Raw genomic sequence first — 13,120 nt, 5'->3', positions numbered from 1 at the left:
GGGCCTCGGGATCCGATGATCTCAGCTCAGACCGGCCCCAGCCAGACCACTGAGGCCGCCAGCGCCAGAGCGGCGGCCGACAGCCATCCCGCGCTGAAGAGTATGGCGTCCGCCGCCGGCCCCGTCGCCCGAGCCCGTATGAACAGGAGGCCCAGGGGCAGGAGCAAGGCTTGCGGGCCTGCCTGACGAAGGACGGCTTGCAGGCCGCCGGGATCGCGAAGACCCGTGGCCAGCGCCGCGACGCCGCCCGCCGCGTAGGCCACCAGCATCAGGCGCTTCAAGCGGGCCGGGTCTGGCGCCGCGAAGCCGCGCAGCGACATCGCCAGCGCGTGAACCGTCCCAACATAGGCCGCGGCGCCGATGGCGGTGAGCACCCAGCGCCATGTCTCCCGCGGCGTCAGCGCCAGGATCAACTGGTCCCAATCGTCCTGGCGCGCGGCCGCGCTGAAGACGAGCTGCCCCTCGAGCCACAGCAGATTGAAGGCCGCGCAGAGCAGCAGGAACAGCCGGAGGCGCGGGCGGCGCGCCGCGAGAGCCCAGAGCCACGCCCCGACGCCGATGACCAGGTTGGCCGCCGGCCCGGCCAGATCGACCGGCGCCCCGGTGACCGAACAGACGACACGGATCGAGCTCACCGACTGGAGCTGCCCGCCCAGCGCCAGGCAGGCCGCCCCGTGCCCGAACATGTGATGGGTCACGTCGGCCAGGACGTAAGCGATCAGTCCGATCGCGCCCGCCGTGATCAGGGAGTCTCGCCGAGTCTCGTCCGTCATGGCTCCCCCGCGCGCGCCGGCAAGCGTCCATCTCGCCACGGTCTGCCGAACTTCACCTTCTCCGTCATCCCGGGCGCGGCGTTGGAGGCGGCGCCCCGACGGTGCGACAGCGATCCGAACAGTACTTCACGTTGTCCCAGTCCCGCGCCCACGTCTTGCGCCAGGTGAACGGCCGACCGCAGGCGACGCAGAGCTTGGTCGGGAGGTCTGACTTGGATCGCATCTTGGCCATCAGGCATCCGAGGTGATCGGCGGTTCAGGCGCTGTGCAAGGGGGATAGGTATCGTGTCCCCTCGCATCCAAACACAGCGCCTCCCGCGCGAGAATGTCGCAGGGCCGCGCCGGCCAGGCCGAGGCGGCTCAGCAACATCGCTAATGGGTCTTTCACGGCTGCAGACTAACCTCGCGGACCACCAGTTGAACCTCGAGGCTTAAGATGACCGATCCTCGTTCTGCCTGCGAAGGGTGTCGGGACGGCAAAGACCTGGACTTCACGTTCTCGATGGCGTTCCAGCCGATCATGGACCTCACCACGTCCAAGCCCTTCGCCTATGAAGCGCTCGTACGCGGACCGCAGGGCCAGTCGGCCGCCAGCGTGCTCGGGCAGGTGACATCGGCCAACCGGTATGCGTTCGATCAGCAATGCCGGGTCAAAGCCATCCGGACCGCCGCCGCCGCGGGTCTGCTGCAGACCCCGGCGAAGCTGTCGATCAACTTCCTGCCCAACGCGGTCTACGAGCCGAGGGCCTGTATCCAGCTGACCCTGAAGACCGCGGCGGCGATCGACTTCCCGACGGATCGGCTGATCTTCGAGTTCACCGAGAACGAGGAAATGGCCAATCCGGCCCATGTCGCGAAGATCGTCGACAGCTACCGGCGAATGGGGTTCGGCACCGCGCTGGACGATTTCGGAGCCGGCCACGCCGGGCTCGGTCTGTTGGCGCAGTTTCAGCCCGACATCATCAAGCTGGACATGGAACTCGTGCGGAACCTGGACCGCAGCCTGCCGCGCCAGATCATTATCGATGCCGTGGTCAAGATGTGCGCCGCCCTGGGCGTCACAGTCATCGCGGAAGGGATCGAGACCGAAGGCGAACTCGAAGCTCTGCGCGCACTCGGCGTGCGCTACATCCAGGGCTATCTGTTTGCCAGGCCCGAGTTCGAACGCCTGCCCGTCGTCGACATCCCGGTCGCGGCCCTGGCCCGCGAGGCCTGACCCTCCGTCATCCCGGGCGCAGCGCTCGCAAGAGCGCGGAGACCCGGGCCCCGGCCGCTCCGACCCTTATCCCTCACGCGGCGTCGAAGGCGCCGCCCCGGCGCTCCGACAACGGTCAGAGCAGTACTTCACGTTCGCCCAGTCTCGCGCCCACTTCTTGCGCCAGGTGAACGGCCGCCCGCAGGCGACGCAGGTCTTGGCCGGCAGATCCGACTTCGATCGCATCTTGGTCATCAGGCCTGTCGCGTGCTTCCCCAGGTGACCGGCGGCGCTGCATATGTAGGGCGCCTTCTTCCAGTCGTCCCCCACTCCCCCTCCGTCATCCCGGGCGCAGCGCTCGCAAGAGCGCGGAGACCCGGGACCCAGCAGACGCAAATGCCCCGCTTCTGGTCGGCCAGCCCCCCTTCATCGCCGTCTACATCCTGGCGAACGCCGGAACGGAACGCTCTACACCGGCGTGACCGGCGCCCTTGTCGCCCGCGTCCGACAGCACAAGCACGGGACCTTCGAAGGCTTCTCCAAGACCTACGGCTGCAAGACCCTCATCTGGTGCGAGGTCCATGCCGTCAGGCTCGAGGCGATCCGGCGGGAGAGCAGATCAAGCGCTGGCGGAGAGCCTGGAAGCTGGAACTGGTCGAGGCCCAGAACCCAGATTGGCGCGATCTTTCCGGCGACGGGTTCCGGTGTCGCCGACGGTGCGGCTGGGTCCCGGGTCTCCACGCTCTCACGAGCGCTCCGCCCGGGATGACGGCGTTGGGCGGCTGCGGTCACCACCGTCACCGCCGGAAGCGGACATCGGCCCCCGTCCTCCAGGAACACACGCCCTCCCCGCCCCGCCTCGCCCCTACAGCTCCCACCCCTTCCGATACGTCCGCCCCAGGTACTGGTTGGCGTCCGCGTTGTTGGTCACACGCCCCGCCACGCCGTCGTACTCGATCGGCGTTCCGGCCTTCAGCGCCACGATGCCCAGGATCATCGTCTCGTTCAGCGGCACGGCGTAGTCGAACGGGCACGAGACGGCCTCCTCGCCGCGGATCGCGCGCACCCAGTTCTGCTCGTGGCCGCGCAGGCCGCCTTTGATGCGCGGCAGCGACGTGGGGATCTTCTTGGCCTTCTCCTCCAGGCCCTCGCCGATCAGCACCGGCTTCTCGCCGTAGGTCTCGTGCAGCAGCATGCCCCTGGTCCCGATGAACAGCACCCCGCCGTCGCCGCTGATCGGCACATTGGCGGGGAAGCCCTCCGGCGTCGGCGGCAAGAGCCCGCCGTCGTACCAGGTCATCCGGAGCGGCCCGCCCCCCGTCACGTGCTTGGGCGCCTTCCCGAACTCGTAGTGGGTGATGCAGGCCAGCGGGAAGCTGGTGAGTTCGGCCGGCCGCTTCACGTCCCAGAGACTCGCGTTGCCGGCCCACTTGGAGTTGCGCGTCTCCACCCGCGTCGGCAGGCCGGGCTCCAGCGCCCAGAACGGGAAGTCGATCAGGTGAGCGCCCATGTCACCCAGCGCCCCGCACCCGAACGGGATCCAGCCGCGCCAGTTGAAGTGGGCGTAGTCCGGGTGATAGCCCCAGTCCACGTTCGCCGGCCCCAGCCAGCTGCCCCAGTCCATCCCGTCCGGAACCGCCATCGCCGCCGGCCGCGGCACGCCCTGTGGCCACACGGGCCGGTTGGTCCACACATGGACCTCCGAGACCTTGCCGATCACCCTGCCGCGGATCAGCTCGACCACCCGCCGGCCATCGTCGCCCGAGTGGCCCTGGTTGCCCATCTGGGTCACCAGTCCGGGATTGGCCTTGCTGAGCGCCAGAAGCTTGCGCCCCTCCTCGACCGTGTAGGTCAGGGGCTTCTGCACATAGACGTGCAGGCCACGCTCCATCGCCATCCGCGCCGCCACCGCGTGGTGGTGGTCGGGCGTGGCGATCACCACCGCGTCGATGTCCTTCTGGGCGTCGAACATCCGGCGGTAGTCCGAGTACCGGGTCGCCTTGTCGTAGGCGGCCTGCAGCGGAACCCTCAAGGGGTTGGGCCGGAAATGCTTGTCCAGCATCTGCCGGTTCACCCGGTCGAAGTCGACGTCGCAGGCGGCCACGATGTTCTCGCCCGTCAGCTGCGCCATGTTGGACGCGCCCTGCCCGCCCGCCCCGATCACCGCGATGTTCACCCGGTCGTTGGCCGACAGCTTCCGCGTCTGCGCCCAGGCCACGCCCGGAATGGCGGGCGCCGCGATGGCCGCCGCGCCCGCACCGATCACACCGCGCCGTGTGAACCCCGCCATGCCGTCCTCCCTGGGTGGTCTTCTTTGAACCCCGAAAGCGTACCCCGGCCCGCGCAGCGGGCGACCGGTCTGCAGTCGGTAGGGAACCACGGAAGGCCACGGAAAGCACGGAAGGTGAAGCCGCGTTTCCGTGCCCTTCCGTGTTTTCCGTGGTTCTCAGAAGGGTGCGCGCCGCTCCGCGGCGTCCCGAGGCGGCCCGCCGTTTCGTGTATTTCGTGGTTCTCCCGCGCCACGCGGCCTCGTCCGAATCCGGCTTCATCCCGTACATGTCGGTTCACGACCCTGCCCGGAGCCGACCCCTACGATGCGCGCCCTGCACCTCGCCCTCATCGCCGCTCTTGCCGCCGCCCCCACGGCCGCCCTTGCCCAGAGCGCCGCCCAGCAGATGCTGGACTCGGCCCGGGCGATGCGCGCCAACGCCGAGAAGCTGAAGGCCACCCTCCCGCCCGACGCCTACGCCAGCATGGTGAAGTCGGCCGACGACCTGGAAAAGCAGGTCCGCGACGGCGTCTACGGCAAGCTCGACGCGCCGGCGCCCGTCTCCAACGACCCCGACAAGAACGTCGCCGAACGGCTGATGCGCGAGCACGGCCGCCTCGACTGGCTGACCCCAAAGGCCGCCTGCGCCGGCTACACGCTCGAGAACTACACGACCTTCCGCTACAGCCCCGCGATCAACGACCGCGACAGCCATTGCCGCAACGCCTACGGCCACTACGCCACCTACCTGCGAGTCACGAAGGCGGGCGACGAGAAGCAGTTCGCCGAGCAGGCCCTGTTCTACTACGACGCCGCCGCCAAGCGGGCCGTGGCCCTGGTGGGCCGCTAGGTCGCTCAACCTGGCGTCGCGCTCAATTCAGGTAGGCGCGGCCACGACCACCGCGCGGGAATCAGCAATCTCCAGCACATGTCCGGCAAGACCATCCTCGTCGTCGAGGACGACCCCAGCATGCGCGAGCTGGTCCGCGACCAGCTGAAGGCGGCGGGCCACGGGGTGATTACGGCCCGCGATGGGCCCGAGGCGATCACTCGCCTGTCGAACTTCCTGATCCACGCTCTCATCCTCGACCTGAGCCTGCCTGGAATGGACGGCTTCGAGGTGCTGAAGGTGATCCAGGGCATGCCTACCCTCAACGGCCTGCCGATCCTGGTGCTCACGGCCCGCCACGCCGAGCGCGACGTGCGCCGCGCCGTGGTCCTGGGCGCGTGGGACTATCTCACCAAGCCCTACACCGAGCAGCAGCTGTCGCGTCGCATCACCCGCCTGCTGCGCGGGCGATTCCGCGCGCCGTCCGAAAGCGAGCCTCAGCCCACGGCGCCGCCCGACGAGTCCTCGCAGGACGCGATGCTGATCTAGCGGACTCGCGGCGCGCGCAGCGTCATCGCCACCCGGATCGTATCGCCCGCCGTCACGTTCGCTTTCTTCCGCACCGCATCCTTCAGCGGCAGCAGATAGCCGTCGTCCCTGGGGAACAGCGAGGTCGTGAAGGCCACGCCCCCCACCTCGGCCTCCACCGGGATCACGCCCCAGCCATAGCTCACCGCCCGCGACAGCGCCCGGACCTCGGCTGCAGCGTCTACTGTCAACGGCGCGAAGAAGTACGGCGACGGCCCCCGCCAGTGGATCACCTCGGCCTCGAACGTGAGCTCGAGCAGGGGTTCATCGGCGCTCACCGGCCGCCGCCCTCCACCTCGAGCCCCCGCGCCTCCAGCTGCTGGATCACGCCGCCCTCGGCCAGCAGCGGGCGCAGGCTGACGATGGCCACCGAGTGGCCGGGCTTCTGCAGCGCCGTCGCGATGGCGGTGGCGTTGTCCTTCACCACGCGCCGCCAAAGGTCGGGGCCGCCGCCCAGCAGCAGCAGGCACTTCTCGAAGCTGCGCGGCTCGGTCAGGGCGCCTGCCACGTCGCCCCGCGCCCAGGCCTGCGCCGCCGCCCGCGACCGGCCCGCCGGCGCCTCGGCGTCGCGCAGCGCCAGGTCCAGGCACTGCTCGTGCATCTGCGGGGTCAGCGTCGCCATCGCCTGCTGCAGCACCGGCACGGCCTTGTAGTTGGCCGGCTGGACCACCTTGGCCTTCTCGCGCTTGGCGGTCTTGATCACCGTGTCCACCACCGTCGCGCCCTTCTGGCCCTCCTGGGCGTCGCCCAACAGCTGCAGCCCGGCCAGGAACGGCTTCCAGTTCGCGTACTTGCTGGCCGGCTGGCCGATCCGCGTGCGCTGGGCCACGAAGCGGGCCCGCAGCGGCTCGGGCAGGGTCGCCTCCAGCGGCGTCTTCGAGCGCATCTGCTTGCGCAGCCGCAGCAGCGCCGGGATATCCCCGAACCCGCCGCGCAGCCCCACCCGTGTGCCCACGATCAGGCTGTTCGCGCCCTTCAGCCGCCGGTCGACGAACCGCCGGTCCCAGGTCACGCCCGGCGGCAGCCGGTCCTCGCCGATGCCCAGGATGTAGACGGTGGAGTCCGCGTCCGAGACCTTCCACCAGGCCGGCCCCGGCTCCTTGGCCTGCACCACCAGCTCGGCCACGATGTTGGCTTCCGGATCCTCCAGCCGCTGCGCGCTGGCCGGGCCCGCCGCCCACACCAGCGCCGCCGCGGCGACGATCGCCCTAACGTTCCGCATCATCGCTTCTCCCCTGCCCGCCCCTGATCCCTGATCCGTGCGGCGAAAGCTGGGCCGTGGCGGGCCAGGGTTAGGGCGGGATTAAGCACGACACCGCTACCCTCGCCCCATGGTCAAGCCAGCCCCCCGTATCGGAGCCGTGGCCCTCGCGTTCGTCCTGGCCGCCGCCCCAGCCCTGGCCGCGCCCGCCGACCTTCCCGCCTGGCTCGCCGCCAACACCGACATCCCGGCCGCCCAGGTGGTCATCCCCGGCCCCGAGCACGTCTACAGCCTGGAGCCCCTGGGCGCCCGCACCCCCGCCGGCGAGGTGATCGCCCTGGTCCGCGCCGAGCCGCTGGCCGCCGACTGGGGCGCGTCGCGCGGCTTCCAGTCCTGGGACGCCCACATCCTGTTCGACTGCGCCGCCGGCCGCCTGCGCGAGATCCGCGCCGCCACCTATCCCGGCCGCAACCGCAAGGGCGCCCCCACCTCCGAGCGCACCGGCGCCGACTGGACCAAGCCCGCCCCCGATCAGCCCGCCGCCCGCCTGCTCGCCGCCGCCTGCGATTCCACCTTCGTCTGGGCCCTGCGAAACACCGGCCAGCGCGCCGCGCTCGCCCTGGCCCAGCTGCCGCCGCCCGTCCTCCCGGCCCGCGGCTATGCCCTCCAGCTGGCCCGCGGCTCGTCGCAGGAGGGCGCCCAGCGCGCCCTCGTGGCCGCCCGCAAGACCCTGGGTCCCCTGGCCCAGGGCCTCGCCGACACCACCGAAGTCACCGCCATGCCCGCCGGCCCGCGCTACACCAGCCGCCTCGCCGGCTTCCCCGACCTCGCCGCCGCCCAGAGCGCCTGCAACACCCTGCGCAAGGCCGGCCACGACTGCTTCCCGTGGCAGCCGGGCGCCGAGCCCACCGTTCCCGCCGCCGCCGCCATCCCCACGTCAGGCTTCGTCGTCCAGCTGGCCCAGGGCCCCTCGGAAGACGGCGCCCAGCGCGCGGCCAAGGCCGCCCGTAAGGCGCTCGACCCCGCCGGCCGCCGTCTCACCGCCGTCACCCGGACCACCCAGGTCGAGGGCGACCAGCCGCACTACACCGCCCTGCTCGCCGGCTTCCAGACCGCCGGCGAAGCCGCCCGCGCCTGCGCCGCCCTCACCCGCGCCGGCCAGTCCTGCTTCGCCCGCCCCGCCGACGACAACGCCGACTGAGCCTTCCCTCCCCTTTATGGGGAGGGACAGACCGCGCAGCGGTCAGGGTGGGGAAGTCACGACCAGGCGCCGCGCCAACAGGCCGAGCCTCCCGCGCCCCAGCCCTCACCCCAACCAACGCGCCGGCAGCCGATACTCCGGCCGGCTGGGCCGCACGATGTCGAAGAGCACCAGCGACAGGAGCCCGACAGCGCGGGCGGCGTTCGTGATTGCGGTCATGTGTCGAGCCTCCGACCGCAGAACGCCACCCACCGGCAGAGGTTGCACCGCCCCTCCCTCCCCCTCGTGGGGAGGGACAGGCGGCGCGAGCCGCCAGGGTGGGGAAGTCACGACCAGGCGCCGCGCCAGCAGGACGAGCCCCCTCACACGCCCCCACCCCGCCGATACCCCAGCACCGAAAGCCCCGCCCCCAGCGCCAACAGCCCGACAAACACCGCGTCCGTAACCGGCCCCTCAACAGCCTGCGGCGCGCCCGGCGCGATCATCCGCACCAGCCCCACCGCCAGGATCCCCCACCCGCTCAGCGTCACCAGCAACGGCCAGCCCCACCGCCACCGGTTGTGCGCCTGCACGATGGCCACGCCCGCCACGAACAGCAGCGTCCCGTTCAGATAGACCACCGGCGCCGTCTGCGCGGCGAAGATCGGCATGTTGAACGCCTCCGTCGCCGCCAGCACGACAGCCGACGGCCCAGCGATCCGTGCGATCGTGCGAGATGCGGGGGTCAGCGGCGTGCTCGCGTCCAGGGTTCGAACCCCAGCGTCCGACAGGCCCGCGGCGAGGGCCTTGACGGGGATCAATCCCGCCCCTCAGCCTGCCGCCCCTACCGAAGCCAGTTCACGACCTTCAACCCAGCGACCCTCGTGAACTCCCGCTCGTTGTCGGTCACCACGACGAAGCCGCCGGCCCTGGCCTGGGCGGCGATCAGCATATCGTTGCCGCCGATCGGCGCCCCCGCGGCCTCGAGTTCCACGCGCAGATCGCCATAGGCGCGGTCGGCCGGCTCCTCGAACGGCAGGATCTCCAGCGCCCCCAGCACGCGCTCGACCTGCGCCGTCAATCGCTCCGAACCCTTCTTCGCGGCGCCGTACCGCAGTTCCGCCGCCACGATCACGCTGGTGCTGACCGCATCTTCGCCCAGTTCGGCGATGCGCTGGGCGATCCCACCCTGCGGGTTGCGCACGAGGTCGGAGAGGATGTTGGTGTCCAGCAGATGCCGCATCAGAGATCGACCGGCGCCGGCGCCGGATCGTCGATCTCGCCGAAGTCCTCGTCGATGGGGGACAGCTCCGCCAGCACGGCCAGCAACGACCGCCTCGGCGCCGGCTCGATGATCAGCCGGTCGCCGTCCCGATGCATGATCGCCTCGTCGCCCTGCAGCTCGAACTCCCGCGGAATCCGAACCGCCTGGTTGCGGCCGTTCCGGAACAGTCGAACGTGGCGATGGATCGTCATCGCGGATGAATAGCATAGGCCGCAGCATATGCCAACCATCAGACCATCGCGCCGCAGGCCGAAGAGCGGGTGATGGAGGGGGCGAACCTCACGCCCAGAATTGAGCCCCCGCCAAGGCCGCGCTAGCCTCACCGCCGTGAAGCACGCCGTCCTCGCCTCCATCGCCCATAACATCGCCGACTCCCTGGCCAGCGGGATCGGCATGATGATCGGCATGTACGAGATGGACGTGTTCGGCGAGGCCGCCGCAAGCCCGAACGGCTACATCGAGGTCGACTTCCTCACGGGAGCCGCGACCGGCGCGAAGCCCTCGGCGTACCTGGCCCAGGCCATCCGGCTCTACGCCGAAGCGCTGCCCGATCTCTGTGAGCGCCAGGGCGCCCACGTCTCCGACTTCCAGCAGTTGACCGCCCGATACGCGGGCAAGAGCACGTTGCGGGGCTTTGTCGTGACGGTCACCGACCGCCGGGGCCGCACGTCCCGCGCCAGCTACGTCGGCACGCCCGGCCAGCGCGCCAAGGTCCTCGACCCGCTGGGCCGCATCCGCCGCGCGAGGCGATTTGACTCCGACACGTCGCCGGCGACGGCACCCCCCAGGGATGCCACCCGCCCTTAAATCTATGGTCGAATGCGAGCCTTGGGGCTGAGCCGTGTCAAGGCGCGCGCGCCGCGCGCGCGCCCCGCGGCGGCCCTGCGGGCCGTGTCGGCGGATACGGCTCGGCCCCAAGGCAAACTGGCCGCCATGGACTTCGGGCTCGGAAGGGCCGCCGCGCCGGGCATCGGGGATAGGTATCGTGTCCCCTGAACCCTCTAGTCGCCTGAACCCTTGTCCCCTGAACCCTCGTATTCAAATTTGGCAAGCCTTCGGAATGATGAACTGCGGGTACTTCACTGACGCAGGCAAGTACGAGCAGCCTCGCTGAAACCGTGGCGCCATCGCCAGAACGGGAATGGTGCTCCTGTCACCGTATTCCCGCCTGTCACCGTATTCCCGTGGCCTTAGTCATGTGGGGTCCTTGTGAGATTGGGGCCGCGTCGCGCTGGTGCGCAGTTGCGGGGGCTCGGATCAGTCGTTGAATGTCGTGTCGTAGAGTGAGCGTGCGGCGGGCTGGTCAGCCTTGGCCTGAGCCTTGGCTACAGCAGCGGCGATTCGGTGCGGCCCCAGCGGATCAGCGTGCACAGGCTTGCTCACGGGTTCGCCGGGATTGTTGGCTTGGTAGGCGGCGCGAACGGCGCGTGCTCGCGTTCGGCGAACATTCATTGAGTATTTTTTCAGCATTCGACTTTCAGATGCGGTCCAGGGGGACCTAGCAGCGTGTCGATAGTCATGTCGCGTCGATTGAAGGTGGCGGGCAAGCTCATGCTCGCAGCCGGGCTGTCCATCAGCCTTCTGGTGCTGGCCGGCGCCGCCGTGCTGACCTGGAGCACCGGGCGGGAGATGACCCGCCTGTCGGAGCTCTACGCCCAGGCGATCGCCCAGGAGGCGGCTCGCGAGATCAGCGGCGAACTCGCCGCCGTGGACGCTTCCACCCGCGCCCTGGCCGGGTCGATGGCGGCGGCGAAGGCGGCCGGCGCCCACAGCCGGCCTGCCCTGCTGGAGCTGCTGAAGCCCGCCGCCACCGCCGAGCCGGTGGTCCTGGGCGCTTGGACCATCCTGGAACCGCGCGAGACCTTGGGCTCTGACGCCGAGGCCGCAGGCCGCGACGATCTGGCCGGCACCGAGACCGGCCGCTTTGACGCCTATTGGGTGCGCGGCAAGTCCGGCCTGACCTTCCAGAGCGGCTCTGACAGCGATGTGCAGGAGCCCTACTATGTGACCTCGTTCCGCAGCGGGCGCGGCGCCGTGCTCGAGCCCTACACGGACGACATCGACGGCAAGCCCGTGCTCATGACCTCCGTGACCTATCCGATCCTGGCCGGCGGGCGGACGATCGGCGTCGCTGGCCTGGACATCGGGCTCAACGAGCTGGCCGCGCGCCTCGACGCCATTCATCCCCTAGGCAAGGGCAGGGTCATGCTGGTCTCGCCGTCCGGCGTCTGGCTGTCGCACCCCGACGCCAAGCTGCGCATGAAGACCTATGCCGACCCCGGCATGGACGTGATCAAGGCGGCCCTGGAGAAGGGCCAGCCTGGGCGGATCCGGGGCGTGAAGATGGACGGCGGCGCGGCCGAGCGGTTTGTGCTGCCGGTGCGCCTGAACGCCGATGGCGCGAGCTGGGTCCTGGTGGCCGATGTCTCGCACGGCGCCGTGGCCGCGCCGGCCCGTCGCCTGGCCCTGGCCCTGTTCGTTGGCGGCCTGGTCCTGCTGGCTGCGGTGCTGGGAGCTCTGGCCTTCACCTCCACGCGGGTCATCCGTCGACCCTTGGCCCGTCTGGTGGCCGCTGTGCGGGACCTGGGCGAAGGCCGCTTTGACGAGCCGGTCCCTGGTGGCGGCGCCGGGGACGAGGTCAGCGAGATCGCCGAGGCCTTGGAAGGCTTCCGTCACCAGCTGGCCGCCAACGCCCGCCTGCAGGCCGAGCGCGCCCAGGCTGACGCCGAGGCCGAGGCCGAGCGGGCGCGGGCCGAGGCCCTGCGCACCAGCGGCGAGGAGCAGGAGCGGGTGGTCCGCACCCTGGGCGAAGGCCTGGCGGGCCTGGCCGCGGGCGATCTCACCTTGCGGGCGCATACGCCGTTCCCCAGCGAATACGAGCCCTTGCGCCAGGACTTCAACCTGGCCACCGACACCCTGACCGAGACCCTGGGCGAGATGGTTGAGGCCGCCGGGCGCCTGCGCCACAGCGCCGCCGACATCAGCGGCGCCGCCAACGAACTGTCCCGCCGCACGGAAAGCCAGGCTGGCCGCCTGGAAGAGACGGCCGCGGCCCTCGACCAGATCACCGCCACCGTGCGGCACGCCTCGGAGGGCGCGGGCAAGGCCGGCGCCGTAGCCGCGGACGCCCGCGCGGTCGCCGAAGACTCGAAGTCCGTGGTCGAGGCCGCGGTGGCGGCCATGGCCCGGATCGAGGCCTCGTCCGCCCAGATCAACCAGATCATCGGCGTGATCGACGAGATCGCCTTCCAGACCAACCTGCTCGCGCTCAACGCCGGCGTCGAAGCCGCCCGTGCGGGCGAGGCGGGCAAGGGCTTCGCCGTGGTCGCCTCGGAAGTGCGGGGCCTCGCCCAGCGCTCCGCGGAGGCCGCCAGGCAGATCAAGACCCTGATCGCCACATCGGGCTCCGAGGTCGGGGCGGGCGTCCAGCATGTGGGACGCACGGGCGAGGCCCTGGCCGCCATCCTCGATCGCATCGCCGACGTGCATCGCCTGGTCTCCGAGATCACCGCCTCGGCGCGGGAACAGGCCAGCGGCCTGGAGGCCGTCAACGCCGCGGTCAGCCAGATGGACCAGATGACCCAGCAGAACGCGGCCATGGTGGAGGAGACCTCCGCCGCCGCCGAGGCGCTGAAGGACCAGGCCCACGGCCTGGACCGGCTGGTGGCGCGGTTCCGTCTCCCTGACGGCCGCAGCCAGGGGCGTCGCGCCGCCTGACGCGCCCGGCTGCCCGGATCGGGCAGGAAAACCGGGGAAAACCGGTGACAGGAGCACCTGTCACCAGACTTCGGAAGGGCGCC

At 70.6% G+C, this 13,120-nt stretch carries 17 protein-coding genes; 7 read left to right on the top strand and 10 right to left on the bottom strand.

All coding sequences use genetic code 11. The features are described from left to right. Positions 1-26: 26 nt before the first annotated feature. Together ACQ66R_RS17340 and ACQ66R_RS17335 are read right to left on the bottom strand one after the other, a co-directional pair. On the bottom strand, positions 27-773 hold the full coding sequence (locus ACQ66R_RS17340; RefSeq protein ID WP_430423941.1) for a hypothetical protein: 747 nt from the start codon (positions 771-773) through the stop codon (positions 27-29). A 64-nt stretch (positions 774-837) separates the two neighbouring features. Further along, positions 838-996 (bottom strand): DUF2256 domain-containing protein, encoded by a 159-nt coding sequence (locus tag ACQ66R_RS17335; RefSeq protein ID WP_430426336.1) that lies wholly within the window; start codon positions 994-996, stop codon positions 838-840. A 213-nt stretch (positions 997-1,209) separates the two neighbouring features. Between ACQ66R_RS17335 and ACQ66R_RS17330 the strand changes: the two genes are divergently transcribed. Beyond that, entirely contained in the window at positions 1,210-1,989 is a 780-nt protein-coding gene (locus tag ACQ66R_RS17330) for an EAL domain-containing protein (protein WP_430423940.1), read from the top strand. 66 nt (positions 1,990-2,055) lie between these two features. On the opposite strand, the gene ACQ66R_RS17325 is transcribed toward ACQ66R_RS17330, so the two are convergent. Further along, complete coding sequence (locus ACQ66R_RS17325) at positions 2,056-2,214, bottom strand: DUF2256 domain-containing protein (protein WP_430426334.1); 159 nt, start codon at positions 2,212-2,214, stop codon at positions 2,056-2,058. Between the two features lie 232 nt (positions 2,215-2,446). On the opposite strand from ACQ66R_RS17325, the gene ACQ66R_RS17320 reads away from it, so the two are divergent. After that, entirely contained in the window at positions 2,447-2,737 is a 291-nt protein-coding gene (locus ACQ66R_RS17320; RefSeq protein WP_430423939.1) for a hypothetical protein, read from the top strand. A 96-nt stretch (positions 2,738-2,833) separates the two neighbouring features. Here the strand turns inward: ACQ66R_RS17320 and ACQ66R_RS17315 are convergent, their stop codons facing one another. After that, entirely contained in the window at positions 2,834-4,258 is a 1,425-nt protein-coding gene (locus ACQ66R_RS17315; RefSeq protein ID WP_430423938.1) for a Gfo/Idh/MocA family protein, read from the bottom strand. Positions 4,259-4,562: 304 nt separating this feature from the next. Between ACQ66R_RS17315 and ACQ66R_RS17310 the strand changes: the two genes are divergently transcribed. Together ACQ66R_RS17310 and ACQ66R_RS17305 are read left to right on the top strand one after the other, a co-directional pair. Beyond that, positions 4,563-5,087 carry a hypothetical protein gene (locus tag ACQ66R_RS17310; protein ID WP_430423937.1) on the top strand — a complete coding sequence of 175 codons (525 nt, stop codon included), beginning with the start codon at positions 4,563-4,565 and terminating at the stop codon, positions 5,085-5,087. Positions 5,088-5,165: 78 nt separating this feature from the next. Then, a complete protein-coding gene (locus tag ACQ66R_RS17305; protein ID WP_430423936.1) occupies positions 5,166-5,615 on the top strand; it encodes a response regulator in 450 nt (149 codons plus the stop codon). Here ACQ66R_RS17305 and ACQ66R_RS17300 read toward each other — a convergent pair. Together ACQ66R_RS17300 and ACQ66R_RS17295 are read right to left on the bottom strand one after the other, a co-directional pair. Further along, complete coding sequence (locus tag ACQ66R_RS17300; protein WP_430423935.1) at positions 5,612-5,932, bottom strand: DUF1905 domain-containing protein; 321 nt, start codon at positions 5,930-5,932, stop codon at positions 5,612-5,614. The two genes, ACQ66R_RS17305 and ACQ66R_RS17300, sit on opposite strands and share 4 nt — an antisense overlap. Further along, on the bottom strand, positions 5,929-6,879 hold the full coding sequence (locus ACQ66R_RS17295) for a TraB/GumN family protein (protein WP_430423934.1): 951 nt from the start codon (positions 6,877-6,879) through the stop codon (positions 5,929-5,931). The genes ACQ66R_RS17300 and ACQ66R_RS17295 overlap by 4 nt, the downstream gene beginning before the upstream one ends. 136 nt (positions 6,880-7,015) lie before the next feature. Between ACQ66R_RS17295 and ACQ66R_RS17290 the strand changes: the two genes are divergently transcribed. Further along, entirely contained in the window at positions 7,016-8,056 is a 1,041-nt protein-coding gene (locus ACQ66R_RS17290) for an SPOR domain-containing protein (protein WP_430423933.1), read from the top strand. Between the two features lie 362 nt (positions 8,057-8,418). Here the strand turns inward: ACQ66R_RS17290 and ACQ66R_RS17285 are convergent, their stop codons facing one another. The 3 genes from ACQ66R_RS17285 to ACQ66R_RS17275 are packed head-to-tail and all read right to left on the bottom strand — an operon-like array spanning position 8,419 to position 9,511. Next, positions 8,419-8,856 carry a hypothetical protein gene (locus tag ACQ66R_RS17285; protein ID WP_430423932.1) on the bottom strand — a complete coding sequence of 146 codons (438 nt, stop codon included), beginning with the start codon at positions 8,854-8,856 and terminating at the stop codon, positions 8,419-8,421. Between the two features lie 23 nt (positions 8,857-8,879). Then, positions 8,880-9,278, bottom strand: a complete 399-nt coding sequence (locus tag ACQ66R_RS17280) for a type II toxin-antitoxin system VapC family toxin (protein WP_430423931.1) — start codon at positions 9,276-9,278, stop codon at positions 8,880-8,882. Next, a complete protein-coding gene (locus ACQ66R_RS17275) occupies positions 9,278-9,511 on the bottom strand; it encodes an antitoxin (RefSeq protein WP_430423930.1) in 234 nt (77 codons plus the stop codon). The genes ACQ66R_RS17280 and ACQ66R_RS17275 overlap by 1 nt, the downstream gene beginning before the upstream one ends. 136 nt (positions 9,512-9,647) lie before the next feature. Between ACQ66R_RS17275 and ACQ66R_RS17270 the strand changes: the two genes are divergently transcribed. Continuing rightward, positions 9,648-10,127, top strand: a complete 480-nt coding sequence (locus ACQ66R_RS17270) for a hypothetical protein (RefSeq protein ID WP_430423929.1) — start codon at positions 9,648-9,650, stop codon at positions 10,125-10,127. 450 nt (positions 10,128-10,577) lie between these two features. Here the strand turns inward: ACQ66R_RS17270 and ACQ66R_RS17265 are convergent, their stop codons facing one another. Next, positions 10,578-10,790 (bottom strand): hypothetical protein, encoded by a 213-nt coding sequence (locus tag ACQ66R_RS17265; RefSeq protein ID WP_430423928.1) that lies wholly within the window; start codon positions 10,788-10,790, stop codon positions 10,578-10,580. Between the two features lie 48 nt (positions 10,791-10,838). On the opposite strand from ACQ66R_RS17265, the gene ACQ66R_RS17260 reads away from it, so the two are divergent. Beyond that, positions 10,839-13,037 carry a methyl-accepting chemotaxis protein gene (locus ACQ66R_RS17260; protein WP_430423927.1) on the top strand — a complete coding sequence of 733 codons (2,199 nt, stop codon included), beginning with the start codon at positions 10,839-10,841 and terminating at the stop codon, positions 13,035-13,037. Positions 13,038-13,120: the final 83 nt, after the last annotated feature.

The sequence above is a fragment of the Phenylobacterium sp. genome (genome assembly GCF_965284355.1).
GTDB lineage: Bacteria > Pseudomonadota > Alphaproteobacteria > Caulobacterales > Caulobacteraceae > Phenylobacterium.
This window is presented reverse-complemented; position numbering and strand designations above follow the sequence as displayed.